General features: G+C 56.4%; 18 protein-coding genes, 3 tRNA genes, 1 other RNA gene and 1 pseudogene. 11 read left to right on the top strand and 12 right to left on the bottom strand.

The window, feature by feature from the left end; translation table 11 throughout:
* Positions 1 to 157: 157 nt before the first annotated feature.
* The 6 genes and pseudogenes from mdtK (at position 158) to C2E16_RS09900 (ending at position 4,454) form a co-directional block, all read left to right on the top strand.
* Positions 158 to 1,531, top strand: a complete 1,374-nt coding sequence (gene mdtK / locus C2E16_RS09925) for an MdtK family multidrug efflux MATE transporter (protein WP_038626309.1) — start codon at positions 158 to 160, stop codon at positions 1,529 to 1,531.
* 139 nt (positions 1,532 to 1,670) lie between these two features.
* Positions 1,671 to 1,747 (top strand) — tRNA-Val (locus C2E16_RS09920).
* A 4-nt stretch (positions 1,748 to 1,751) separates the two neighbouring features.
* A tRNA-Val gene (locus tag C2E16_RS09915) sits at positions 1,752 to 1,828 on the top strand.
* A gap of 14 nt (positions 1,829 to 1,842) precedes the next feature.
* Positions 1,843 to 1,919: transfer RNA gene (locus C2E16_RS09910), tRNA-Val, on the top strand.
* 587 nt (positions 1,920 to 2,506) lie between these two features.
* Positions 2,507 to 3,918, top strand: a pseudogene (gene pykF, locus C2E16_RS09905) (pyruvate kinase PykF).
* 299 nt (positions 3,919 to 4,217) lie between these two features.
* Positions 4,218 to 4,454, top strand: a complete 237-nt coding sequence (locus C2E16_RS09900; protein ID WP_002908860.1) for a major outer membrane lipoprotein — start codon at positions 4,218 to 4,220, stop codon at positions 4,452 to 4,454.
* 141 nt (positions 4,455 to 4,595) lie between these two features.
* Here the strand turns inward: C2E16_RS09900 and C2E16_RS09895 are convergent, their stop codons facing one another.
* The 7 genes from C2E16_RS09895 to sufA all read right to left on the bottom strand — a co-directional run bounded on the left by C2E16_RS09895 (position 4,596) and on the right by sufA (position 11,291).
* Positions 4,596 to 5,630 carry a L,D-transpeptidase family protein gene (locus C2E16_RS09895; protein WP_038626315.1) on the bottom strand — a complete coding sequence of 345 codons (1,035 nt, stop codon included), beginning with the start codon at positions 5,628 to 5,630 and terminating at the stop codon, positions 4,596 to 4,598.
* A gap of 67 nt (positions 5,631 to 5,697) precedes the next feature.
* On the bottom strand, positions 5,698 to 6,114 hold the full coding sequence (sufE, locus tag C2E16_RS09890; protein WP_038626317.1) for a cysteine desulfuration protein SufE: 417 nt from the start codon (positions 6,112 to 6,114) through the stop codon (positions 5,698 to 5,700).
* A gap of 28 nt (positions 6,115 to 6,142) precedes the next feature.
* The gene (gene sufS / locus C2E16_RS09885) at positions 6,143 to 7,366 is read right to left on the bottom strand and encodes a cysteine desulfurase SufS (protein WP_038626319.1); all 1,224 of its coding nucleotides are present in this window, start codon (positions 7,364 to 7,366) and stop codon (positions 6,143 to 6,145) included.
* Positions 7,363 to 8,643, bottom strand: coding sequence for a Fe-S cluster assembly protein SufD (sufD, locus tag C2E16_RS09880; RefSeq protein ID WP_038626321.1), 1,281 nt, complete (start codon positions 8,641 to 8,643; stop codon positions 7,363 to 7,365). The genes sufS and sufD overlap by 4 nt, the downstream gene beginning before the upstream one ends.
* A complete protein-coding gene (gene sufC, locus C2E16_RS09875; protein ID WP_038626323.1) occupies positions 8,618 to 9,364 on the bottom strand; it encodes a Fe-S cluster assembly ATPase SufC in 747 nt (248 codons plus the stop codon). The genes sufD and sufC overlap by 26 nt, the downstream gene beginning before the upstream one ends.
* A gap of 48 nt (positions 9,365 to 9,412) precedes the next feature.
* Complete coding sequence (gene sufB / locus C2E16_RS09870) at positions 9,413 to 10,909, bottom strand: Fe-S cluster assembly protein SufB (protein ID WP_038626326.1); 1,497 nt, start codon at positions 10,907 to 10,909, stop codon at positions 9,413 to 9,415.
* Between the two features lie 7 nt (positions 10,910 to 10,916).
* Positions 10,917 to 11,291, bottom strand: a complete 375-nt coding sequence (sufA, locus tag C2E16_RS09865; protein ID WP_084970251.1) for a Fe-S cluster assembly scaffold SufA — start codon at positions 11,289 to 11,291, stop codon at positions 10,917 to 10,919.
* A gap of 391 nt (positions 11,292 to 11,682) precedes the next feature.
* Here sufA and C2E16_RS09860 point away from each other — a divergent pair, with 391 nt between their 5' ends.
* On the top strand, positions 11,683 to 12,087 hold the full coding sequence (locus C2E16_RS09860; protein WP_038626330.1) for a hypothetical protein: 405 nt from the start codon (positions 11,683 to 11,685) through the stop codon (positions 12,085 to 12,087).
* A 33-nt stretch (positions 12,088 to 12,120) separates the two neighbouring features.
* Here C2E16_RS09860 and C2E16_RS09855 read toward each other — a convergent pair whose 3' ends face one another.
* Positions 12,121 to 12,546 carry a hotdog fold thioesterase gene (locus C2E16_RS09855; protein WP_038626332.1) on the bottom strand — a complete coding sequence of 142 codons (426 nt, stop codon included), beginning with the start codon at positions 12,544 to 12,546 and terminating at the stop codon, positions 12,121 to 12,123.
* On the bottom strand, positions 12,543 to 15,599 hold the full coding sequence (gene ydiJ / locus C2E16_RS09850) for a D-2-hydroxyglutarate dehydrogenase YdiJ (RefSeq protein ID WP_084970250.1): 3,057 nt from the start codon (positions 15,597 to 15,599) through the stop codon (positions 12,543 to 12,545). The genes C2E16_RS09855 and ydiJ overlap by 4 nt, the downstream gene beginning before the upstream one ends.
* Before the next feature lie 218 nt (positions 15,600 to 15,817).
* On the opposite strand from ydiJ, the gene ydiK reads away from it, so the two are divergent.
* Positions 15,818 to 16,948: an AI-2E family transporter YdiK gene (gene ydiK, locus C2E16_RS09845; protein WP_038626336.1), complete on the top strand. Its 1,131-nt coding sequence runs from the start codon at positions 15,818 to 15,820 to the stop codon at positions 16,946 to 16,948.
* 249 nt (positions 16,949 to 17,197) lie between these two features.
* Positions 17,198 to 17,307, top strand: an RNA gene (rprA, locus tag C2E16_RS09840) — antisense sRNA RprA.
* Positions 17,308 to 17,374: 67 nt separating this feature from the next.
* Here the strand turns inward: rprA and ppsA are convergent.
* Positions 17,375 to 19,747: a phosphoenolpyruvate synthase gene (gene ppsA, locus C2E16_RS09835; RefSeq protein ID WP_084970249.1), complete on the bottom strand. Its 2,373-nt coding sequence runs from the start codon at positions 19,745 to 19,747 to the stop codon at positions 17,375 to 17,377.
* A gap of 485 nt (positions 19,748 to 20,232) precedes the next feature.
* Here ppsA and ppsR point away from each other — a divergent pair, with 485 nt between their 5' ends.
* Positions 20,233 to 21,060, top strand: a complete 828-nt coding sequence (gene ppsR, locus C2E16_RS09830; protein WP_081981793.1) for a posphoenolpyruvate synthetase regulatory kinase/phosphorylase PpsR — start codon at positions 20,233 to 20,235, stop codon at positions 21,058 to 21,060.
* A gap of 192 nt (positions 21,061 to 21,252) precedes the next feature.
* A complete protein-coding gene (locus C2E16_RS09825; protein ID WP_084970248.1) occupies positions 21,253 to 22,299 on the top strand; it encodes a 3-deoxy-7-phosphoheptulonate synthase in 1,047 nt (348 codons plus the stop codon).
* 144 nt (positions 22,300 to 22,443) lie between these two features.
* Here the strand turns inward: C2E16_RS09825 and C2E16_RS09820 are convergent, their stop codons facing one another.
* Both C2E16_RS09820 and C2E16_RS09815 read right to left on the bottom strand, forming a co-directional pair.
* Positions 22,444 to 23,883: a protein adenylyltransferase SelO gene (locus C2E16_RS09820; protein WP_084970247.1), complete on the bottom strand. Its 1,440-nt coding sequence runs from the start codon at positions 23,881 to 23,883 to the stop codon at positions 22,444 to 22,446.
* 76 nt (positions 23,884 to 23,959) lie between these two features.
* On the bottom strand, positions 23,960 to 24,700 hold the full coding sequence (locus C2E16_RS09815) for an EAL domain-containing protein (protein ID WP_038626347.1): 741 nt from the start codon (positions 24,698 to 24,700) through the stop codon (positions 23,960 to 23,962).
* Positions 24,701 to 24,916 lie beyond the last annotated feature (216 nt).

Raw genomic sequence — 24,916 nt, 5'->3', positions numbered from 1 at the left:
TGAAGAGCCCGCGGTGGGGAGCTATAAAATGCGGTTTCTTTGCGGCCGCGTTGCCGCTATGATCTTTCGCCAGCAACAAGCGTCTCTTCTACTCTTTATTATCCTGCCCGTCAGGGCGAACGCTTATTCATTCTTATAACCATAAAAAGGTGTTTACGTGCAGAAGTATCTGACAGAAGCGCGGCAGCTCTTAGCGCTGGCTATTCCCGTTATCCTGGCGCAGGTTGCGCAAACGGCGATGGGCTTTGTTGATACCATTATGGCCGGCGCGGTGAGCGCCACGGATATGGCAGCCGTCGCAGTGGGCACCTCGGTGTGGCTGCCCGCAATTTTATTCGGCCACGGTTTGATACTGGCGCTGACGCCGGTGGTGGCGCAGCTCAACGGCTCCGGGCGGCGCGATCGCATCGCCCGGCAGGTGCGTCAGGCTTACTGGCTTGCCGCGCTGGTGGCGGTGCTGATTATGGCGGTGCTGTGGAACGCCGGCTATATGATCCGCGCCATGCACAATATCGATCCGGCGCTGACCGATAAAGCGGTCGGCTATCTGCGCGCGCTGTTATGGGGCGCGCCAGGCTATCTCTTTTTTCAGGTGGCGCGCAATCAGTGCGAAGGCCTGTCAAAAACCAAACCCGGCATGGTGATGGGCTTTATCGGTCTGCTGGTCAATATTCCGGTTAACTACATCTTTATCTATGGCCATTTCGGCATGCCGGCGCTGGGCGGCGTCGGCTGCGGCGTGGCGACAGCGTCGGTCTACTGGGTGATGTTTATCGTGATGCGCCTGTGGATCAAACGGGCGCGTTCGATGCGCGACATCACCTTGCCGGGCTACTTCAGCGCGCCCGACTGGACGGTGCTTAAGCGCCTGACGCTGCTCGGCCTGCCGGTAGCGCTGGCGCTCTTTTTCGAAGTGACGCTGTTCGCCGTCGTCGCCCTGCTGGTGTCGCCGCTGGGCATCGTCGACGTCGCCGGTCACCAGATCGCGCTGAACTTCAGTTCGCTGATGTTCGTACTGCCGCTGTCGCTCGGCGTGGCGACCACCATTCGGGTCGGCTTTCGCCTCGGCCAGAGATCGGTGGAGGCGGCGAAGGTCGCCGCCTGGACCGGTCAGGGCGTCGGGATTATGATGGCGGCCTGCACTGCGCTGTTTACCGTCACCTTCCGCGAGCAGATCGCCCTGCTTTACAACGATAACCCGCAGGTGGTCGCGCTGGCGGCGCAACTGATGCTGCTGGCGGCGGTTTATCAGTTTTCCGATTCGATTCAGGTGATCGGCAGCGGCATTCTGCGCGGCTATAAAGATACCCGCTCGATTTTCTTCATTACCCTGGTCGCCTACTGGGTGATTGGCCTGCCGAGCGGCTATCTGCTGGCGTTAACCGACTGGCTGGTGCCGGCAATGGGGCCAGCCGGTTTCTGGTGCGGTTTTATTCTGGGGCTGACCTCCGCCGCCATAATGATGATCTGGCGTATACGTCGATTGCAAAGATTGCCGGCTGAGCGGATTCTGCAACACGCCTCGCGCTGAAGTTAAAGGCCCGCCGCGCTTAAAAAAACGGCGGGTCGCACAGATGCTGGGCAGTTGCGCAGAAATTTGCATGTTTCCACTTGCCAGCGGTGAACAGTGTCGCTAATATTCGTCCCCGCTGTCACCCAAGACGGCAGATGCGTTCTTAGCTCAGTTGGTTAGAGCACCACCTTGACATGGTGGGGGTCGATGGTTCGAGTCCATTAGAACGCACCAAAGTGCGTCCGTAGCTCAGTTGGTTAGAGCACCACCTTGACATGGTGGGGGTCGGTGGTTCGAGTCCACTCGGACGCACCAAACAGTTTTTCGATGCGTTCTTAGCTCAGTTGGTTAGAGCACCACCTTGACATGGTGGGGGTCGATGGTTCGAGTCCATTAGAACGCACCACTCTCTTCTGTATCTCCTTACGTTTCGCTCCTTTAAATCCTTTTGTTTCTTGTGTCGTCGCTTACCACGCTTTTTTCTGCCAGGCGATGCCGAGGCCCGATTACTTGCCAGCCGACGTCGACACTCGCTTTTAAGACAAATACGCATCCGGCTCAGCCGCACCTTTTCCGCGTTTCGCCGCGCGTCAACGGCAAATGACGCCCCGCTGATAAAGTGCGCGCTGTCAGGGTCCCACCAACCTGCATCGTCTCTACGCGGTTGCGGCAACAGGCTTTTCCTTGATCTCGCCCCGCCTGTCTTTATGCTTTTTGATTGGTTTTCGTATACTTAGCGTCTATACTATGGCCGGTGTTTCACTTGAATGGTTTCAGCCAATTGACGTGCCCTTACCTACACTCACAACAGGTTGCGCAACTCGCCCCCGCGGGCCATGGAACATCACCGCACAACTTCCTCTGCACGCTTCATATCTGTCACCTATTCTTAGTTTGTATCGCAGTCCGCTCGCTGAGCATGAATATTTCCCCGGTGCGCCAGGCATCGACCTCAAACCTTTATCATCCATCACAACTTACAGATAACTTGTCATGAAAAAGACCAAGATCGTTTGTACTATCGGCCCTAAAACTGAATCCGAAGAGATGCTGACCAACCTGCTGGAAGCGGGCATGAACGTTATGCGTCTTAACTTTTCCCACGGCGATTACGAAGAACACGGTCGTCGTATCGCCAATATCCGCGCGGTTATGGAGAAAACCGGTCGTCAGGCGGCGATTCTGCTGGATACCAAAGGCCCTGAAATCCGCACCATGAAACTGGAAGGCGGCAATGACGTGTCGCTGAAAGCGGGTCAGACTTTTACCTTCACCACCGATCAGTCAGTGATCGGCAACAGCGAGCGCGTAGCGGTAACCTACGCAGGCTTCGCCGCCGACCTGAAAATCGGCAATACCGTACTGGTTGATGATGGCCTGATCGGTATGGAAGTGACCGAAGTCACCGAAAACAGCGTTGTCTGTAAGGTGCTGAACAACGGCGACCTGGGCGAAAACAAAGGCGTTAACCTGCCGGGCGTTTCCATCCAGCTGCCGGCGCTGGCGGAAAAAGACAAACGCGACCTGATTTTCGGTTGCGAGCAAGGCGTCGACTTCGTTGCCGCTTCCTTTATCCGTAAACGCTCTGACGTGCTGGAAATCCGTGAGCACCTGAAAAAGCACGGCGGCGAACACATTCAGATCATCTCTAAAATCGAGAACCAGGAAGGCCTCAACAACTTTGATGAGATCCTGGACGCCTCTGACGGCATCATGGTCGCCCGCGGCGACCTTGGCGTGGAAATCCCGGTAGAAGAAGTGATTTTCGCGCAGAAGATGATGATCAAGAAATGTAATAAAGCGCGTAAGGTGGTGATTACCGCCACTCAGATGCTGGATTCTATGATCAAAACCCCCGCCCTACCCGCGCTGAAGCCGGCGACGTGGCGAACGCCATTCTGGACGGCACCGATGCGGTCATGCTCTCTGGCGAAAGCGCCAAAGGGAAATATCCGCTGGAGTCGGTCACCATTATGGCGACCATCTGCGAACGTACCGATCGCGTAATGAAATCCCGCATCGATTCGCTGAACGACAGCCGCAAGCTGCGGATCACCGAAGCGGTATGCCGCGGCGCGGTAGAGACCGCTGAGAAACTGGAAGCGCCGCTGATCGTCGTCGCCACCGAAGGCGGCAAATCGGCGAAGTCCGTACGTAAATATTTCCCGGACGCCACCATTCTGGCTCTGACTACCAATCAAATCACCGCGCGTCAGCTGCTGCTGAGCAAAGGCATTGAAGCGCGCGTCGTGAATGAAATCGCCTCTACCGACGATTTCTACCGTATTGGTAAAGAAATCGCGCTGGAAAGCGGCTATGCGCAAAAAGGCGACGTCGTAGTAATGGTTTCCGGCGCGCTGGTGCCAAGTGGTACGACAAATACCGCATCTGTTCATGTACTGTAAATAATTACAGCCATGATGAAAAAGCGCCTACGGGCGCTTTTTTTTATTTTGCGGTAAACGCAATCGCTAAAAATTCCAATTGAAAATAACGATAAAATCTGCCTTTCACCGAAGATAAAATCAATTAAATCTGCCTGTTTTCATTTATTTTTTCCCAATAAACGCCCCAACAGATGTTTCTTTGAGCGAACGAGCAAAATTAAGCATGTTCTCATCAAAAATTTATTCTCATACCAAAAAACTTTGTGTAATACTTGTAACGCTACATGGAGATTAACTCAATCTAGAGGGTATAAATAATGAATCGTACTAAACTGGTACTGGGCGCGGTAATTCTGGGTTCAACTCTGCTGGCTGGTTGCTCCAGCAACGCTAAAATCGACCAGCTGTCAAGCGACGTTCAGACTCTGAACGCTAAAGTTGACCAGCTGAGCAACGACGTGAACGCAATGCGTTCTGACGTTCAGGCTGCTAAAGATGACGCAGCTCGTGCTAACCAGCGTCTGGACAACCAGGCTCACTCTTACCGTAAGTAAGAGTTCTGGTAATAAAAATGGCGCCTGTCGGGCGCCATTTTTTTTGCTCATTTTTCTTTCCTGCTAATCTCTTCCGCTAAGACCTTCTTCCCTTCTCTTAATCCTTTTCAACCGTCTCGCTAAACGCGCCATTCAGCGTTCTCACGCTTTTTCCGGCTTCGCCTGAGTCACCCCAGCCTTTTGCTTCTCCGAAGGCGCTGCGTCACGCTGAGGCGCTTTTTCCGCGGTTTGCGTCTCGCCTCCGCTTACCGCCTCGCCCAGGTTAACCAAAATCGGCATGCCGGAGCGTCGTTTTAGCGCCGCCTCGATTAATGCGCTGTCGCTCTCTTTGCTTTTGATAAAGCGCTTCAGCGCGCCGGTCAACGGCAGCGGCATGGTTTGCGGATCGTCTTTCTCATTGCGCGACAGCGGCTGGTGTACTTCGATATAGCGTTTACCGTCGGGTTCGACGGCATATTTCACCGGCTGGTTGATAATCTGTACGCGCGTTCCCTTCGGCACGCTGCTGAACAGCGCTTCGATATCATCTGGCCGCAGACGAATACAGCCGGAACTGACGCGCATGCCGATGCCGAAATCAGCATTCGTGCCGTGGATCAAATAGTGGCCGCTGCCATACGCGAGGCGCATGGCAAACAACCCCATCGGATTATCCGGCCCGGCCGGCACCATTGGCGGCAGCGTGACGCCTTCTTTAGCATAACGCTTGCGAATATTCTCAGTCGGCGTCCAGGTTGGGTTAGGAATTTTCTGGCTGATACTGGTCACCATTGACGGCGTCATTGCGCCCAGCTGGCCAATTCCAACCGGATAGACAATCACCTTATTTTCCCCTTTCGGATAATAATAGAGGCGCAGCTCCGCCAGATTAACCACGATGCCCTCGCGTTTGGTATCGGGCAGCAGCATCTGCTGGGGAATAATCAATTCGCTACCCGCCTTCGGCAACCAGGGATCGGTACCGGGATTGGCTTCCAGCATATTCAGCAAGCCGATTTTGTAGCGTGCGGCGATAGCCTCCAGCGGCCGGTTATCGGCAGGCACAATCGTCGTGCTGTTTTCGCCGATCAGCCGGCTGTTTTCAGCAGGGAGCGGATATTCGGTCGCGCTCACCAGCAACGGCGCCAGCAGCGCGGCGCCTGTCAGTAAAAGGGCGAAGGGAAATGATACTTTCATGAAGGCTTCTCTCGTCGTCAGTAAAACGCACCCCGCTAACCGTAGCGGGGTGTGAGAGAAGTGTAGCTTAGCAGAGCGCCTGGGCGCGGGCGCGAATAGTGCGAATCATCGCTTCCAGTCCCTGAGAACGGGACGGCGTGAGGTGCTGGGTCAGCGCCAGCTGTTCAAACCAGGGACGGACGTCAAACTCGACGATCTGCTGCGGCGTCATCCCCTGATAGAGGCTAAATACCACTGCAATCAATCCTTTAACGATAGCGGCGTCGCTGTCGCCCTGTAACTGAATGGTGCCGTCCTCAGCCTGATCCATCACAATCCAGACCTGGCTCTGACAGCCGGAAACACTGTTTTGCGCCTGGCGGAAGGAATCGGACAATTCCGGCAGCTTTCCGCCCAGCTCAATCACATACAGATACTTTTCTTCCCAGTTGGCGCAGCGATTAAAGTTACGCACCAGCTTCTCTTTTTCTGGCAGTGTCGCCATTCCTTCCTCCCTTGCCAGCCGGACGGCGTTAGCCTCCCAGCAGGCGGTGTATACGTGTCAGCCCCGCAGCAAGCCGATCGGCCTCTTCCTCGCTATTATACATGGCGAAAGAGGCGCGGCACATGGCAGGTACGCCGTAGTGCTTCATCAGCGGCATGGCGCAGTGGTGGCCGGTACGGATGGCGATGCCGTATTGATCCAGAAAACTGCCGACGTCATAGGCGTGATGCTTGCCGAGATTAAAGGCGATAACGCCGGCGCGCGTCTGCGGTCCGTAGATCGCCAGATCGGGCACCGAAGCAAGCTTGTCCAGCGCATAGCCCATCAGCGAGTGCTCCCAGGCCTGAATGTTGTCCAGACCAAGCGACTCAACGTAGGCCAGCGCAGCGCCAAGGCCGATGATGCCGCCGGTATTCGGCGTACCCGCTTCGAGGCTCCACGGCGCTTTCGCGTAGGTGGTGCCTTCCGGCAACATGACCGTTTCGATCATCGAGCCGCCGCCTTCCCAGGGCGGCATATCCGCCAGCAGCGCCTGACGGCCATAGAGCACGCCAATGCCGGTCGGTCCGTAGATCTTATGCCCGGAGAAGACATAGAAATCACAGCCGATATCCTGCACGTCGACGCGCTGATGCATTACCGCCTGCGCGCCGTCCACCAGCGTCACCAGCCCCGCCGCTTTCGCCTGCGCCACCAGCGCTTTGACCGGGTTGACGGTGCCCAGCACGTTGGAAACGTGCGTCACCGCCAGCAGCCGGGTGCGATCGTCAATCAGCGACGCCAGACGTCCGACGTCCAGTTCGCCTTCAGCGGTCAGCGGCAGCACGCGGAGGGTCGCGCCGGTGCGCGCCGCCACCATCTGCCACGGCACGATGTTCGCGTGATGCTCCATCTCGGTGATAATGATGTTATCGCCCTGACGGAGCTGGGTGCCGCCCCAGCTGTTCGCCACCAGGTTAATGCCTTCGGTGGTGCCTTTAACGAAAACAATCTCTTCCGGCGAGGCGGCATTAAGAAAACGCGCCGCCTGGGCGCGCACGTTTTCCATATCGGTGGTGGCGGCGGCGCTCAGCGAGTGAATGCCGCGATGTACCGCGGCGTAGCCGTGCTGATAAAAGTGGCTTTCCGCGTTGATGACCGCCAGCGGTTTTTGCGCGCTGGCCGCGCTGTCCAGGTAGGCCAACGGCTGGCCGTTGACCTCGCGCGACAGGATCGGGAAGTCAGCCCTGACGCGTGCGAGATCAAAACTCATTGAATGCCTCCGGGGAAACGCTGCTCGATACGCTGCAGCACCGTCGCCTTCAGCGTTTCATTGTCGATGGCCTCGGTCAGCTCAGCGGCGAAGGCGTAGACAATCATGCGCTGCGCCGCTTCTTCGCTGATGCCGCGCGCGCGCAGATAGAACATCTGTTCTTCGTCGATACGGCCAACCGTCGCGCCGTGGCTGCATTTCACATCATCGGCGTAGATTTCGAGCTGCGGTTTGGTGTCCACTTCCGCCAGGCGACCGAGCAACAGGTTGTTGTTAGTCATCTGACCGTCGGTTTTCAGCGCATGCGGCGCCACCTTGATCATGCCGTTGAAGACGGCGCGCGCGCGATCGCGCACGATGGTCTTATGAAGCTGACGGCTCTGGCAGTAGCCTTTGTTGTGCTCCAGGAAGGTGCGGGTATCGCATACCTCTTTATCCACCGGCAGCACCAGGCTGTTGATGGAGAGGTTGCTGTTTTCGCCGTTAAGCTGCGCGCTGGTGTTATGGCGGCTCAGGCCCGCCCCCAGCAGGAAGCTGTGGCTGCTGACGTTCGCATCGCGACCGACGACGATATCATTGTGCGCGAAATGGTAGCTGCCGACGTTTTCAAATGCGAGTTTGGTGTGGGTCAGCTGCGCATTGTCGCCTACCGCCATTGTCAGGCGCGCGCCGGTAAAGTGCGGCTGGTCGTTCAGGCTGACATAGTGCTCGATAACCTGCGCCTGCGCGCCCGCTTCAATCTGCATGTGGTGGCGATAATGAACGGTATTCAGCGCCTCTTCGTTCCGGCCGCTGCTGATATGCAGCAGATAGAGCGGACGCGCCGCCGCTTTGCCACGCGCCAGGCGCAGTGTGGTCGCCTGTTCCGCCAGACTTTCGGTCAGGTGCAGAAACACCTCCGGCTGAACCGGCGCGGACAGATTGCGGCGCTCCGCCGCGCTGGCGACCTGCACTTCAAACTGATCGAAATCAGCGTCGCTGAGGCTGGCGCTAAAGTGCCCGTCAACAAACACCAGACGCACCGCATCCAGCGGCAGCGCCAGCGAGGCGACCTGCTCCGCCGTCAGCGCCGCTTCCGCAGGCAGTACGAAACGGTGGCTGAACAGTTCGTCCAGCGGCGTATATTTCCAGTTTTCATGCTTGCGGGTCGGCAGACCCAGCCGCATCAGCTGCTGCCAGTGCTGCTGCGCCTGTAGCGAACGATCGTCGCCGCGCGACTCAAACAGATGATGCCACTGTTGCAGCGCGTTCTCACTCCTGGTCGGTAAGCCAGCCATAGCCTTGCTCCTCCAGCTGTTTCACCAGCGTAAAGTCGCCAGATTTCACGATTTTGCCCTGATACAGCACGTGTACATAATCAGGTTTGATGTAGTCGAGGATGCGCTGATAGTGCGTCACGATAATAAAGGCTCGCTTGCCGTCGCGCAGCGAGTTCACGCCGTGGGAGACGATTTTCAGCGCGTCGATATCGAGACCGGAATCGGTTTCATCGAGAATGCAGAGATCCGGCTCCAGCGCCGCCATTTGCAGAATGTCGTTACGCTTTTTCTCGCCGCCGGAGAAGCCGACGTTCACTGAACGGGTCAGCAAATCTTCCGGCATCTTCAGCATGTCGATCTTCTCTTCGATAAAGTCCTGGAAGTCGAAACGATCCAGCTCGCCCTGTCCGCGATATTTACGCACCGCGTTAACCGCGGTTTGCAGGAAAAACTGGTTGCTGACGCCGGGGATTTCTACCGGATACTGGAAAGCCATGAAGATGCCTTCGCCGGCGCGCTCTTCAGGCGACAGCTCCAGCAGATCTTTGCCTTTGAACGCCACCGAACCGCCGACGACTTCATACTCCTCGCGGCCCGCCAGCGTGGCGGAAAGCGTACTTTTACCGGAGCCATTCGGTCCCATGATGGCGTGCACTTCGCCCGGCTTGATCTCTAAATCCAGTCCGCGCAGAATGGCCTTATCTTCAATACTTACCTGTAAATCTTTAATGCTTAACATGTTTTGTCCTTCGCTTGCCCGCAGGCAACGATGCAGATAACGCCGACGTTAGCCGACGCTGTGTTCCAGACTGATGGCCAGCAGCTTTTGCGCCTCAACGGCGAATTCCAGCGGCAACTCAGAGAAGACATCCTTACAGAAACCGTTAACGATCATCGAAATGGCGTCCTCTTCGCTGATGCCACGCTGCAGGCAATAGAACAGCTGATCTTCGCCGATGCGCGAGGTGGTCGCTTCGTGCTCCAGCTGCGCGGTGTTGTTGCGCGTCTCCACGTACGGGAAAGTATGCGCGCCGCAGTCCGGGCCGATCAGCATAGAGTCGCATTGGGTAAAGTTACGGGCGTTGGTCGCCGTCGGCATGATTTTCACCAGGCCGCGATAGGTGTTCTGACTTTTACCGGCGGAAATCCCTTTCGAAATAATGGTCGACTTCGTGTTTTTACCGATATGGATCATCTTGGTGCCGGTGTCCGCCTGCTGGCGGCCGCTGGTCAGCGCCACGGAGTAGAACTCGCCGATGGAGTTGTCGCCGCGCAGGATCACGCTGGGATATTTCCAGGTGATGGCCGAACCGGTTTCCGACTGCGTCCAGGACATTTTGCTGTTTTCGCCTTCGCACAGCGCGCGCTTGGTCACGAAGTTCAGGATACCGCCCTGGCCTTCTCCGCCGGGGAACCAGTTCTGCACTGTAGAATATTTCACTTCGGCGTTTTTATGGATGATCACTTCCACCACCGCCGCGTGCAGCTGATAGCTGTCGCGCACTGGCGCAGAGCAGCCTTCGATATAGCTGACGTAGCTGTCTTCGTCGGCGATCAGGATAGTGCGTTCAAACTGACCGGTTTTCGCTGCGTTGATGCGGAAATAGGTAGAGAGCTCCATCGGGCAGCGCACCCCTTTCGGGATATAGACAAAGGTGCCGTCCGACGCGACCGCCGAATTAAGCGCGGCAAAGAAGTTATCGTTATGCGGCACTACGGTGCCGAGATACTTCTGCACCAGCTCAGGATGTTCCTGAATCGCTTCGCCGAAGGAACAGAAAATAATCCCCTGCTCCGCCAGCTTGTGACGATAGGTGGTGGCGACGGAAACGGAATCGAAAATGGCGTCCACCGCCACCTCTTTGCCTTCGCGCACCGGTACGCCCAGCTGGTCGAACGCCTTTTCCACTTCCTGCGTCAGGTAGCTGCTGCTCGCCTGCGCGCCGGAGGTTTGCGTCGCGCCCGGCTCTGAGGCGCAACTGTCGTCGCAGTTGCCGCACGAAGGCGCTGAATAGTAGCTGTAATCCTGATAGTCCAGCTTATCGTAATGGGCTTTCAGCCAGTGGGGCTCTTCCATTTGCAGCCAGGCTTCATAAGCCTTCAGGCGGAAGTTGAGCATCCATTCAGGCTCGTTGCGCTTGGCGGAAATGGCGCGCACTACCTCTTCGCTGATGCCGTGCGCCAGCTCGTCGGTCTGTAATTGGGTAAAGAAGCCTTCCTTATAATTCTGTCGGCCGCCTTCCCAGATTTGTACGTCATCTGATGCTTCACTGTTTCGGGACATAGCAATGTTACTCGACGCCAAAGCTCTCGCCGCAACCGCAGGCGTGCTGAGCTTTAGGGTTATTAAATTTAAATACCTGATTCAGGCCTTCGCGCACGAAATCAACCTGCGTGCCGTCAATAAACGGCATCGCCTGCAGCGGCACGTAAAGCGTTGCGCCCTGATGAGTAAACAGCAGATCGTCTTCCGCCGGTTCTTTCACCAGGTCCATCGTGTAGCCGAAGCCCGCACAGCCCGACTGTTTTATGCCCAGTCGCAGCCCTTTTACATGCGGATCGTTGGCGGCAAGCGTTTTAATTTGCTGCGCCGCGCTGTCAGTTAAGGTCAAACCCTTCCAGATGAAATCATCTGGAGAGAAAGATGCCGGATTTGCAGATTGCATAGTTTATTACCTCGCGATGCGATGCCTGGCGGTCCTGGTCCACTATGGTAGTGATAATGGTAATTGCTTCAACCTCTTGTTTTGCAGGGATAAGCGCAAACCGCCTTTTTTCGTGCCGTTTTATTAAGGATAGTCTCTGCGAAGCAGTTTGCTTTTACAGCGACGATGCCCGCGGGGGCGGAGAATAATAGTATAAAATCAACAAGTTAAAAAGCGCCTAATGCGCTAAATCAACCCTGTCGTTATTTTACGCTTCCTGGTCATAAAGAGGATTGTTATTGCCGATTTTATCGACAGGCAGCATTAATGGATAAATTATCCCGCAACACCATTGCAACCTGGCGCATTTTTATTATGATAATGATTATCATTAACATGCCACAGGTGAAGCATGAACGTTTCCATCAATGCCTGGCTACAGTACAAAATTGATGAATATAAGTTTGCCGTGCGCGATATCACGGTCGATTTTTACCTGGCGCAGGCAAAGCTGAATCGTCCCGACTGTTCGCTCGATCAGCTGCGTAATTTTAACGACACCTGTTTAGATATGGCCGAACTGTGCCAGCTCAATGGCGATGAGCAAAGTTATCTTCATGCGCTTGGCAAGTTGCACCACCGACTGCTGCACGAGATCAACAATAAACAGCGCGAACGGCTGTTCCGCATGCAGGCCTGCCAGCTGGCGCGACACTCTTTGAGCAAGCTCTGCCACCAGCTGGCGATGAGCGGCGACTGGGAAAAAGCCACCGCGTTGCAGAGCGATTTCGTCAAGCACGCCGCCTGGATCTGGTAGCTTTTACGCCTTTTCCAGACGGCGTCCGCCTTATCAGGAGACGGGCCGCCTGATCGCCGTCGAAAGCCGCGCGCTGCAGCAGAGACGATCCTGACCGTCGAAAATATCAATCTGCCAGACCTGATGCGTGCGGCCAAGCTGCAAAGGACGGCAGCGTCCGCGGACTTCCCCTTCGCGCACCGCGCGCAGATGGCTGGCGTTGATCTCCAGCCCAACCAGCGCCTCGTCCCCTTCGGTACAGAGATAGCCCGCCATCGAACCGAGCGTCTCCGCCAGCACAGCCGACGCGCCGCCGTGCAGCAGGCCAAACGGCTGGCGCGTGCGTTCATCTACCGGCATCACCGCTTCCAGCCCATCCTCCAGCAGCGCGGTAAAGCGGATGCCTAAATGCCCAACCAGATTATCAGCGCTGCGCGCGTTGATCTCCGCCAGCGTCGCCTGGCGCTTCCAGATGCTCATGGCATCAGCTCCAGCAGCGCCTGCAGCGGATGGCGCATGCCGTTGCCCTCAATCCGCTTCACCTGGCTGCGGCAGGAGTAGCCGGTCGCCAGACAGCGCTGCCGCGGCAGCCTCTGCATCTGCGGATGCCAGGAAAGCTCATAGATCCCCAGCGAGTTGTCGAGATTTTTCACCTCATGGCCGTAGGTGCCCGCCATGCCGCAGCAGCCGACGTTGATATTCTCCAGCCGCGCGCCGAAGCGGGCGAAGATCGCCGCCCATTGCTCAGGGGTGGCGGGCAGCGCCGTCACCTCGGTGCAGTGCGCGAACAGATACCAGGATTCGCCGGCCGGCTGCTTGATCTCGCGCGTCGCCAGCGCCTGATGCAGCCACTCGTGCACCAGCTGAACGTGGAAGTCGCCGCGCCGATCGCCCAGCGTCTGCTTATACTCATCGCGGTAGCAGAGCACCAGCGCCGGATCGACGCCGACCATCGGCATCCCCAGCTGCGCCAGCCGGTTAAGGAAATCCGCCGTTTTTTGCGCGGTGCGGGCGAACCGCTTCAGGAAGCCTTTAATATGCTGTGCCTTGCCGTTGGGGGAAAACGGCAGCAGCACCGGCCGGTAGCCCAGCTTTTCAATCAGACGCACAAAGTCCGCCACCAGCTGCGCTTCGTAGTAGCTGGTAAAAGGATCCTGCACCACCAGCACCGTTTTTTCGCGCTGCGCAGCGTCGAGGCGCTCCAGCTGTTCCAGCGTGGTCGCCGACGCCGGATGGCCTGCCAGCTGCTGTTTCAGCGTCGGCGTGGAGAGCAGCGGCAGATCGACCATGCCGATATGACGCTGGCTGAGATTGCGCACCCAGGGCTGCTTCAGAAAGAAGTTAAACGCGCGCGGCGCGCGCGCCATCACCGGCGCGTAGCTTTCCACCGCCGCCACCAGATGATCGCTGACCGGACGCAGATAGCGGGTATGGTAGAGCTGCAGGAAACGCGAGCGAAACGCCGGCACGTCGATTTTAATCGGGCACTGCGTCGAACAGGCTTTACAAGCCAGGCAGCCGGACATCGCCTCTTTCACCTCATGGGAGAAGTCATATTCCCCTTTGCGCGCATACCAGCTGTTGCGGGTGCGCGCGATCAGCCCGCGCAGGCTGATGGCCGATTCCGGGATCTGCCGCTCCAGCGCCAGCGGATCGATGCCCTTCTCCGCCAGCAGGCGCAGCCATTCACGCGTCAGCGTGGCGCGCCCTTTCGGCGAATGGATGCGGTTGCGGGTAATTTTCATCGACGGACACATCGGACTGCGCGCGTCGAAGTTAAAGCAGAGGCCGTTGCCGTTGCATTCCAGCGCGCCGCGCCACTCGTTACGCACGTCGAGTGGGATCTGGCGGTCATAGTAGCCGCGCGTCACGCTGTCTATTTGCATCATCGGGTCGTCAACGCCGAGCGGCGTACATATTTTGCCGGGATTCAGCCGGTTGTCAGGATCGAAAGCGGCCTTAATGCGACGCAGCTCCTGATAGAGCGCCTCGCCGAAAAAGGCCGGGCTGTACTGGGCGCGGAAGCCTTTGCCATGCTCACCCCATAGCAGGCCGCCGTAGCGCGCCGTCAGCGCCACCACCTCATCGGAAATCTGCTTCATCAGCATCTCCTGCTGCGGATCGCACATATCCAGCGCTGGACGCACATGCAGCACCCCGGCGTCGACGTGGCCGAACATGCCGTAGTTCAGTCCATGCCCGTCAAGCAGCGCGCGGAACTCGACGATATAGTCCGCCAGCCGCTCCGGCGGCACCGCCGTATCTTCGACAAAGGGAATCGGTTTGGCGCGCCCTTTGGCGTTGCCCAGCAGACCTACCGCCTTTTTACGCATGTTATAGATGCGCTCAATAGCGCCGATATCGTTACAGAGCTGATAGCCAATAATGCCGCCCTGCTGCTGCGCCATCAGCGCATCAAGACGTTCGCAGAGTGCGGCGACCCGCGCATCGATCAGCTGACGATCGTCACCGGCGAACTCGACGATATTGATGCCGAGCATCTCTTTGTCCGGCACGTCGGTGATCAGTTCACGCACCGAATGCCAGACGATATCTTCGCGCGCCAGGTTCAACACTTTTGAATCGACCGTCTCGACCGACAGCGCTTTCGCTTCCACCATCAGCGGCGCGTTGCGCAGCGCCGAATCGAACGAATCATATTTAATATTGACCAGCCTGCGCACCGCAGGCAGCGGTGTAATATTCAGGCGCGCTTCGCTGATAAAGGCCAGCGTGCCTTCAGCACCGCAAAGAATGCGGGTTAAGTCGAACGTTTGCAGATCGTCGCTCAGCACATGGCGCAGATCGTAGCCGGTGAGAAAGCGGTTAAGGGGCGGGAACTTCTCGGTAATCAGTTCGCGCTGTTCGCGGCAGCGGGAAAGGACGGTGTGATAGATGCGTCCTTCCGGCGTCTGCTCCTGCGCCAGCTGTTCCGCCAATTCTACCGGCATGGGGCGGGTGTCGAGAATGTCGCCGCCCAGCAGCACCGCGCGCAGCCCCAGCACGTGATCGGAGGTTTTGCCGTAGACCAGCGAACCCTGCCCGGAGGCGTCGGTATTGATCATGCCGCCCAGCGTGGCGCGGTTGCTGGTGGAAAGTTCCGGCGAAAAGAAGTAGCCCAGCGGCTTAAGATACGCATTAAGCTGATCTTTTATCACGCCCGCCTCGACGCGCACCCAGCCTTGCTCCAGGTTAACGTCCAGAATGCGGTTCATATAGCGCGACATATCCACCACGATGCCCTGATTCAGCGCCTGGCCGTTAGTGCCGGTGCCGCCGCCGCGCGGGGTGAAGGTCAGGCTGGAGAACGGCGGGCTGGCGGCGACGCTGGCGATCAGCGCCACGTCGGCGGTGGATCGCGGAAAAAGCACCGCGTCCGGCAAAAGCTGGTAAATACTGTTATCTGTGGACATGGTAAGACGGTCAGCGTAGCTGGTGGCCGTATCACCGGTGAAACCACGCTGTTTCAGCGCGTCCAGAAATGAAAGCACCAGCTGCACGAGGCCCGGCGCCTGAGAAATCTGTGGGATCATTATCGGGTGACCAAATGTTGTGTATCGTTTGCGCTTGCTGTTTTTGTTGCTGATTCTCGTTGTATCACATTTTTTTATGGGGTGCTGTTTTTTCAGGAAACGTAACAACTTCCGCCGTGCGCCACTGTCGCAACGTGAGGAAATCCCGCATTATTAAAGGCCAGGCGGCAATGGGCCGCTGACGATGGCAAGGCATAAATTAAGGATCTTTTTTTCGTATGAGAAAACTGCAACAGGAAATGGATTTAACTCAAATTCTTTTCTCACTGATGTTCATCCTGCTGATGATTGTCGCCTGTTTCTGGGTGGTACAACCTTTTATCCTCGGATTCGCGTGGGCGAGCATGGTGGTGATCGCCACTTGGCCGCTGATGCTGAAGCTGCAGGCGCTGCTCTGGGGGCGACGTACGCTGGCGATCATCGCCATGACGTTAATCCTGCTGCTGCTGTTTATTATTCCGGTCGCGCTGCTGGTTAACAGCCTGATTGATAACGTGGGGCCGCTCGTCGCCTGGGCAACCTCCGGCAATTTGCATCCGCCGCAGCTCAACTGGCTGCATCAGATCCCGCTGGTCGGCAGCAAGCTTTACACCAGCTATCATCTACTGCTGGATGGCGGCGGCAGCGCGCTGATGGCCAAAGTACAGCCTTATGTCGGCCGCACCACCGGCTTTTTCGTGGCGCAGGCGGGCCATTTCGGTCGTTTTCTGCTGCATCTGGGCCTGATGCTGCTGTTCAGCATCCTGCTTTTCTGGCGTGGCGAGCAGGTAGGCAACGGCATTCGCCACTTCGCTTTTCGTCTCGCGTCGCGTCGCGGCGACGCGGCGGTGCTGCTGGCCAGCCAGGCGATCCGCGCGGTGGCGCTGGGCGTGGTAGTCACCGCGCTGGTGCAGGGCGTGTTGGGCGGCATTGGCCTGGCCATTTCGGGCATTCCTTACGCTACGCTGCTGACGGTGCTGATGATCCTGTTCTGCCTGGTGCAGGCGGGGCCGCTGCCGGTGTTGATTCCGGCGGTGATCTGGCTCTACTGGAGCGGCGACACCACCTGGGGCACCGTGCTGCTGGTCTGGAGCTGCGTAGTCGGCACGCTGGATAACGTGTTGCGCCCGGTGCTGATCCGTATGGGCGCCGATTTGCCGATGATCCTGATTCTCTCCGGCGTTATCGGCGGGCTGGTCGCCTTCGGCATGATTGGTCTGTTTATCGGCCCGGTCGTGCTGGCGGTCTCCTATCGTCTGGTCTCAGTCTGGATGCATGAGGCGCCAATGCCCGATGAAGATCCTGAAGATGTGGTGGAGGAATTAGCCGAGCATGAAGAAGAAGTAACGCAAACCAACTCCGAGCATTAATCAATCCTGCTGCCGGACGGCGCTCGCCGTTCGGCCTTTTTCCCTCTTGCCGCCATAAAATTTCTTATTAAAGATATTTAACTTTCCTTTGCTACCTGTATCTTTTTAGGTAGTGCCAGCGCGAAATTGATTACATACGCCACAGTTTTTTCGCTGAAAGAGCGGCTTAAGCCTCACAAAATATTATGAGTCGTTAACTAATAAGAGGATTCTTAAAGACGGCTAACCCTTTGCTGAATACTATGAGTGCCATGTTTAGGATCAAACCTCTGATTTTTAAACAACCTTTTTCCCCTGAGTAAAGTGAAGAATTGCTGTGTGTAGTCTTTGCCCATCCCATGTGATGGGCTTTTTTTTTGTCTGACGCCCAACAAAAAGGCCGGAAATTCCGGCCTTTATCATTAAGTTACATTAGTAAGGGATGTTTTACTTTATCTCTGCCAGGCTCAGCCAGGTTTGAACAACGGTGTCCGGGTTAAGCGACAGGCTGTCAATGCCCTCCTCCATCAACCAGGCGGCGAAGTCCTGATGATCGGATGGACCCTGACCGCAGATGCCGACATATTTGCCCTGCTTTTTAGCGGCGCGAATCGCCATGGACAGCAGCGCTTTGACCGCCTCGTTACGTTCGTCAAAGAGTTCAGACACCACGCCGGAGTCGCGGTCCAGCCCCAGCGCCAGCTGAGTCATATCATTCGAACCGATAGAGAAGCCGTCAAAGTGTTCAAGGAACTGCTCCGCCAGCAGCGCATTGGACGGGATTTCGCACATCATAATGATTTTCAGGCCATCCTCGCCACGCTTCAGACCCTGACGCGCCAGCTCCTCGATCACTGCCTCCGCCTGCGCTACGGTGCGCACAAACGGAATCATGATTTCGACGTTGGTCAGCCCCATCTCATTACGCACGCGCTTCACCGCTTCGCACTCCAGCGCGAAACAGTCGCGGAAGCGATCCGCTACGTAGCGACCGGCGCCGCGGAAGCCGAGCATCGGGTTCTCCTCTTCCGGCTCGTAGCGTTCACCGCCCACCAGGTTGGCATATTCGTTGGATTTGAAGTCGGAGAGGCGCACAATCACGCGCTTCGGCGCAAACGCCGCACCCAGCGTCGCAATCCCTTCCGTCAGGCGGCCGATATAGAACTCCACCGGATCGTCAAAGCCTTTCATCAGCTCGCGGATCTGCTGTTGCAGTTCCGGCGTCTGCTGATCGAATTCCAGCAGCGCTTTGGGATGCACGCCGATCATACGGTTGATAATAAACTCCAGCCGCGCAAGGCCCACCCCTTCATTCGGCAGACAGGCGAAATCAAAAGCGCGGTCCGGGTTGCCGACGTTCATCATAATCTTCAGCGGCAGCGCCGGCATTTCATCAACCTGCGAGCTTTTTATATCGAAATCGAGCAGGTCGTCATAGACATAGCCGGTGTCCCCTTCAGCGCAGGAGACCGTGACTTTATGCCCATCCTGCAGGCGATCGGTCGCGTCGCCGCAGCCAACCACTGCCGGGATCCCCAGCTCGCGGGCGATGATCGCCGCATGGCAGGTACGTCCGCCGCGGTTGGTAACGATCGCCGCCGCTTTCTTCATGATCGGCTCCCAGTCCGGATCGGTCATATCGGTGACCAACACGTCCCCTTTCTGGATGCGATTCATTTCGCTGATGTCGTGGATGACTTTTACTTCGCCCGCGCCGATACGGTGACCGATGGCGCGGCCTTCCACTACGACGCTGCCCTTGCCCTGCAACGTGTAACGCTCCATCACCTGACCGTTAGAGCGGACGGTTTCGGGACGCGCCTGAACGATATAGAGTTTGCCGGTATGTCCATCTTTCGCCCACTCGATATCCATCGGGCGCTTGTAATGCTGTTCGATTTGCACCGCCTGCCGCGCCAGCGCCTGCACTTCTTCATCGCTGAGGCAGAAGCGATCGCGATCTTCCGTCGGCACATCTTCGATTTTTACCTGTTCGCCGTGCGCCTGCGAATCGGCATAAACCATGCGGATCTTCTTGGAACCCATATTGCGGCGCACAATAGCCGGACGGTTTGCCTGCAATGTCGGCTTGTGTACATAAAACTCGTCAGGGTTGACCGCCCCCTGCACCACCATTTCACCCAGTCCCCAGGCGGCGGTAATAAATACCACCTGATCGAATCCCGATTCGGTATCGATAGTGAACATCACGCCGGAGGAGGCCTGATCGGAGCGCACCATACGCTGTACGCCAGCGGAAAGCGCCACGCCGCGATGGTCATAACCCTGATGCACGCGATAGGAGATAGCGCGGTCGTTAAACAGTGAGGCGTAAACATGCTTCAACGCCACCAGCACCGCATCAAAGCCCTGTACGTTAAGGAAGGTCTCCTGCTGACCCGCGAAGGAGGCGTCAGGCATATCTTCCGCCGTGGCCGACGAGCGCACGGCGAAAGAAGCGTCAGCGTCATCCGCCGACAGCTGCTCATACGCCTCGCGGATCGCCTCTTCCAGCTCAGGCTGAAAAGGCGTTTCGACAATCCACTCCCGGATCTGTTTGCCCGCTTTCGCCAGCGCGTCCACATCATCAATATCGGTCTGATCCAGCAAGGTATAGATACGCTGGTTAACGCCGCTTTGATCGAGAAATAGATTGAATGCATCAGCGGTTGTCGCAAAACCGTCAGGAACGGATACGCCGAGCGACGACAGGTTAGTAATCATTTCACCGAGAGAGGCGTTCTTTCCTCCCACGCGATCAACATCGTTCATGCCTAACTGGCTGTACCAGAGCACTAGCGGCATTTCTTTATCGGACATTGAGGCAATCCTTTTATCGTGATTTAGGGGGCACAAGGAACAAAAAAATGCGCTTATAACGCCTATTCAGCCTGGCACAGCGCACCGCAAAAGCGAAAGTGTTGAATCGTTCAAGCAGGTGAAAAAAACTATTTTAAGAAAACTCCGTCCGCTTATCGGCTTTTGCGCAACAAAAATAATTTTATTAAATTCATTTAAAATCATGAGATTAAATTAATGTAAGCGTTTTACCTGGTTTATTTTGTTGCGCAACGAATCGCTGCTATTTTTACTTTTTTCAATGACGTAAAAAGAAGAAAATAAATTAAATCAGAAACGCCATTTCATTTATTTATTCAGTTTTAACAGCAGCGGAGTTTTCTGAAAACATAACATTCAAATTAATTATTAATGAAACTTTAATTTTATCAGGTCAGGAGATTGCCGATTGCCTTCTTTGGCGTTATCCGCCAGGCTCAACGCATCCTGCATAAGAGAGAATAAACATGACGGCAGAACGCAGCGTTTTTTGTATTTCCGATGGAACCGCTATTACGGCCGAGGTGCTGGGCCATGCGGTGCTGTCGCAGTTTCCGGTCGCCACCAACAGTTTTACCCTGCCCTTTGTGGAAAATGTGCAGCGCGCCCAGGCGGTAAAAGCGCAAATCAATGCTATTTATCAACAAAGCGGAGTACGGCCGCTGGTCTTTTTTTCTATCGTGCAACCGGAAGTGCGCGAAGTGATTTTACAAAGCGACGGCTTTTGTCAGGATATCGTTCAGGCGCTGGTCGCGCCTTTGCAGCAGGAGTTGGGCATGGCGCCTGCGCCGGTCGCTCACCGCACCCACGGTCTCACCGCCAGCAATCTCGGCAAATATGACGCGCGCATCGCAGCGATCGATTACACCCTGGCGCACGATGACGGCATTTCTCTGCGCGGCCTGGATGAGGCGCAGGTGATTTTACTGGGCGTCTCCCGCTGCGGTAAAACGCCCACCAGCCTCTATCTGGCGATGCAGTTCGGCATACGCGCCGCTAACTACCCTTTTATCGCCGATGATATGGATAACCTGAAGCTGCCGCCAGCGCTTAAACCTCATCAGCACAAGCTGTTTGGCTTAACCATCGATCCTGAACGGCTGGCGGCGATTCGCCAGGAGCGCGCGGAAAATAGTCGCTACGCCTCCATGCGCCAGTGTCGGCTGGAAGTGGGTGAAGTAGAGGCGCTGTTTCGCTCCCATCAGATCCGCTATCTCAACAGCACTAACTATTCGGTTGAGGAGATCGCCACCAAGATTCTCGACATTATGGGGCTCACCCGTCGCATGTATTAACCCCTGCGCGGGCGGCGAAGGCGATCGGAGCGCTGGCTACGCGCGTTCAGCTGCCTTCGCCGTTGCGATAACCCAGGGGCGCGGCGCCTTTTACCTCTTACAGGCGGTTGAATTTACGGCTGATTGGTTTATTGTGATCGTCATCACTTCCCGGCACTTCAGCCGCTGCGAAGACAAATTTCCGAGACAGCAATGAACAAAACTGACGAACTGCGCACCGCGCGCATCGATAGCCTGGTGACGCCTGCCGCGCTGGCGCAGCAATACCCAATTACAAATAGCATCGTTGAAAACGTTACCGCTGCCCGCCAGCGCATCGCGCGCATTCTGGCTGGCGACGATCCGCGTTTGCTGGTGATAATCGGCCCCTGCTCGCTGCATGACCCGCGCGCCGCGCTCGATTACGCCGCCCGACTCAAAGCTCTGCATGACAAATATCACTCCCGGCTGGAAATCGTCATGCGCACCTATTTCGAAAAACCGCGCACCGTAGTGGGCTGGAAGGGACTGATTTCCGATCCCGGCCTCGATGGTTCATTCCGCGTTAATGACGGCCTGGGCATTGCGCGCAAGCTGCTGCTCGATATTAACGCGCTCGGCCTGCCGACGGCGACGGAGTTTCTCGATATGGTGATCGGCCAGTTTATTGCCGATTTAATCAGCTGGGGCGCAATCGGCGCCCGCACCACTGAAAGTCAGATCCACCGTGAAATGGCCTCGGCGCTCTCCTGTCCGGTCGGGTTCAAAAACGGCACCGACGGCAATACGCGCATCGCTGTCGACGCGATCCGCGCCGCCAGGGTCAGCCATATGTTCCTGTCGCCGGATAAAAACGGGCAGATGACCATCTATCAGACCAGCGGCAACCCGTCCGGCCACATTATTATGCGCGGCGGCAAAACACCGAACTACCATCCGCAGGATATCGCCGCGGCGGTGGCCAGCCTGCGCGAATTCGGTCTGCCTGAACAGCTGGTAGTCGATTTCAGCCACGGCAACTGCCTGAAGCAGCACCGCCGCCAGCGCGACGTAGCGACGTCAGTGGCGCAGCAGATCCGCGACGGATCGCGCGCTATCGGCGGCGTGATGATTGAAAGCTTTTTGCAGGAAGGCAACCAGCCGGTAGTCAGCGGACAACCGCTGAACTATGGTCAGTCGATTACCGATCCCTGCCTCGGCTGGGAAGACAGCGAAGCCGTGCTGGCACTGCTGGCTGACGCGGTCGACAGCCGTTTCTGACGGCGAGCCGCCGTTTGCTGTGGACGCGCGTCCTGTAAAAGGCGAATCCTTGTCGGATGCCGCGTAACGCGCAGAATAAAAAAGCCGGTCGCTGACCGGCTTTTTTGCGTCACGCTCGTGCCTTACGCTGCGCAGAAGCGCGGCTTAGCTAGAGCAGCTCACCGAGATTTTTTTACTCCAGTCCGGCGGACGCTTCGTGAAGTCGGCAAATTCAGGCGCATCGCTGAAGGGATTTGAAAGCGCCTGATGCAGATGCTTCAGCATGCTGATATCGCCCTGCTCCGCGCCTTCAATCGCCTGCTGCGCCAGGTAGTTACGCAAAATCACCGCTGGATTCGCAGCCTTCATCTGCCGCTGGCGCGTCTCGTCGCTGCTTTCATCTTTCAGCAGGCGCTGCTGATAGCGCTGGAACCAGGCGTCAAACGCGTCACGATCGATAAATTCGTCGCGCAGCGGCGAACGGCTCTCCCGCTGCTGTACCTCGCTGAGCATGCGGAAGGTGTGGGTATAGTCGCTGCCCTCCTGACTCATTAACGCCAGCAGGCCGGTCAGAAGTTCGTTATCCTCCTGCTGCGGCGTCAGGAAGCCCAGTTTAGCGCGCATCTTCTCGCCCCAGGCCGCCATCAGCGCGGGCTCGTAATGGCCTAACGCCTGCTTAAGCTGTTCGGTAGTTAATAGATCGGATAACGCATGCGCCAGGCGGTTAAGGTTCCACAGGCCGATCATCGGCTGATTGTCGAAGGCGTAACGCCCCTGATAATCGGAGTGGTTGCAGATATAGCCCGGCTGATATTCATCGAGAAAGCCGTAGGGGCCGTAATCGAGCGTCATGCCCAGCACCGACATATTATCGGTATTCATAACGCCATGCGCGAAGCCGACGCTTTGCCAGGCGGCGATAAGCCGCGCAGTGCGCTCCACCACATCGGTAAACCAGAGAAGATAGCGGTCCGCTTCTTGCTCCAGCGCGGGCCAGTGATGACGAATCATGTAATCCGCCAGCTGACGCACTTTTTCCGGCTGGCCGTTATAGAAAAAGTGTTCAAAATGGCCGAAGCGCGCATGGCTTTCCGCCACGCGCAGCAGCATCGCGCCGCGCTCTTTGGTTTCACGATAAACAGGCTCATCGCTGACGACGATAGTCAACGCCCGGCTGGTGGGAATGCCAAGATAGTGCAGCGCCTCGGAAGCGAGAAACTCGCGGATGGTCGAGCGCAGCACGGCGCGTCCGTCGCCCATGCGTGAATAAGGCGTCAGGCCTGCGCCCTTCAGATGCCAGTCAAATTTCCGTCCGTCGCTGAGCTGCTGTTCGCCCAACAGAATGCCGCGCCCGTCGCCCAACTGTCCGGCCCAGACGCCGAACTGATGTCCGCTGTAGACCTGCGCCAGCGGCTGCATGCCGGGCAGCAGCGTTTCGCCGCTCCAGACGCCCTGCTTCTCCGGCGTGAACCAGCTGTCGTCCAGCTCCAGTTCACGCGCCAGCGCCTCGCTATGATAAAGCAGGCGCGCATTAGCGAGCGGAGTGGGATTCAGCGCGGTATAAAATCCGCTTAATTCGTTATGCCAGGTGTTATTGAACTCCATGCTGCCTCCGTTTACCGCATTAAGGTTTAAGTGTAACCCTAAGTGGCGCGGGAGGCAGGGAAAACGGGTGGCTTTCTCAGCACTGGCCGCCGGAAAAACCGTTCGGCGGCTCGGTTAATGTCGTCAGCTGATTTTCCGGCACCGGTGGAAACAGCGCGCCCTGAAGACCGGAAAAAGGAAAAGGCGCCACTTTTTCCAGCGTAGTGAGGTCATCAACGCCCTGTACAATAAACTGTCGACAGTGATCGCCAATCTGATGCGTTACCGCTTTTAAAATAGCGCTAAAAGAGGCGCGCTTCAGTGTCTGTTGCAGAAAATGCCGGTCCAGCTTAATGCGCGTAAAGAGATTATCATATACCGCTTTTGCCGGCGCTTTGCCGGCGCCGAAATTATTCAGCGTTAATGTGAAATTATCGCTTAGTGTGCTTAATACAGGGTTATCCCTGCCCAATTTAAAATCAGGGAAAGTTTCACTAAGCGCTAATTCCAGCGCAGAGAGCGGGCGTAATTTACGTAACAGGAACTCGCTCGATAAAATGGTCCGGGCCATCGTTTCATCGAGACTCAATATCACCGCAATATTATTCTGAATAAAAAAGTCATGGTATTGCTCGATAAGCGTGATCTGCTTCTGCAGCGTCAGCAGGCGCTGATCGTCATCAAGCTGCGCCAGTAAAATATCTTGCGGCACCGATACATTATGAGAAGAATGAATAAAGCTGGACAGTAAATCCACAGCAAGGAGCCGGCCATTTAATGCATAAACAGGATTAAAGGCTGTGTGAATAGAATAATCAGCAAAATTTAGAGTTGTCATTTTTTAGCCATAAAAAAGTGGCAATTTGCGCATCCTATACTAAGGAATTAATACAATCAATAGATTCAGTAATATTACGCGACAATAACTATTCTTTGGCGCAGCAGGTTAACTCACTGATCGCACGGCATATAACTCAAAATCATCATTATTACTGCTAATATTTTTGCGACAAAGATCTCATTAAACAGTAAAGCGTCATGATAATTCTTCGTG

Source organism: Mixta calida, assembly GCF_002953215.1.
Lineage (GTDB): Bacteria > Pseudomonadota > Gammaproteobacteria > Enterobacterales > Enterobacteriaceae > Mixta > Mixta calida.
This window is presented reverse-complemented; position numbering and strand designations above follow the sequence as displayed.

Coding starts and splice junctions, on each gene's coding strand:
- C2E16_RS09815 (WP_038626347.1), bottom strand. CDS start 24,700: ATGACAACTCTAAATTTTGCTGATTATTCTATTCACACAGCCTTTAAT.
- sufB (WP_038626326.1), bottom strand. CDS start 10,909: ATGTCCCGAAACAGTGAAGCATCAGATGACGTACAAATCTGGGAAGGC.
- C2E16_RS09855 (WP_038626332.1), bottom strand. CDS start 12,546: ATGAGCATCTGGAAGCGCCAGGCGACGCTGGCGGAGATCAACGCGCGC.
- sufD (WP_038626321.1), bottom strand. CDS start 8,643: ATGGCTGGCTTACCGACCAGGAGTGAGAACGCGCTGCAACAGTGGCAT.
- C2E16_RS09895 (WP_038626315.1), bottom strand. CDS start 5,630: ATGAAAGTATCATTTCCCTTCGCCCTTTTACTGACAGGCGCCGCGCTG.
- ydiJ (WP_084970250.1), bottom strand. CDS start 15,599: ATGATCCCACAGATTTCTCAGGCGCCGGGCCTCGTGCAGCTGGTGCTT.
- sufE (WP_038626317.1), bottom strand. CDS start 6,114: ATGGCGACACTGCCAGAAAAAGAGAAGCTGGTGCGTAACTTTAATCGC.
- sufA (WP_084970251.1), bottom strand. CDS start 11,291: ATGCAATCTGCAAATCCGGCATCTTTCTCTCCAGATGATTTCATCTGG.
- sufC (WP_038626323.1), bottom strand. CDS start 9,364: ATGTTAAGCATTAAAGATTTACAGGTAAGTATTGAAGATAAGGCCATT.
- ppsR (WP_081981793.1), top strand. CDS start 20,233: ATGACGGCAGAACGCAGCGTTTTTTGTATTTCCGATGGAACCGCTATT.
- C2E16_RS09825 (WP_084970248.1), top strand. CDS start 21,253: ATGAACAAAACTGACGAACTGCGCACCGCGCGCATCGATAGCCTGGTG.
- ppsA (WP_084970249.1), bottom strand. CDS start 19,747: ATGTCCGATAAAGAAATGCCGCTAGTGCTCTGGTACAGCCAGTTAGGC.
- C2E16_RS09860 (WP_038626330.1), top strand. CDS start 11,683: ATGAACGTTTCCATCAATGCCTGGCTACAGTACAAAATTGATGAATAT.
- C2E16_RS09900 (WP_002908860.1), top strand. CDS start 4,218: ATGAATCGTACTAAACTGGTACTGGGCGCGGTAATTCTGGGTTCAACT.
- C2E16_RS09820 (WP_084970247.1), bottom strand. CDS start 23,883: ATGGAGTTCAATAACACCTGGCATAACGAATTAAGCGGATTTTATACC.
- sufS (WP_038626319.1), bottom strand. CDS start 7,366: ATGAGTTTTGATCTCGCACGCGTCAGGGCTGACTTCCCGATCCTGTCG.
- ydiK (WP_038626336.1), top strand. CDS start 15,818: ATGAGAAAACTGCAACAGGAAATGGATTTAACTCAAATTCTTTTCTCA.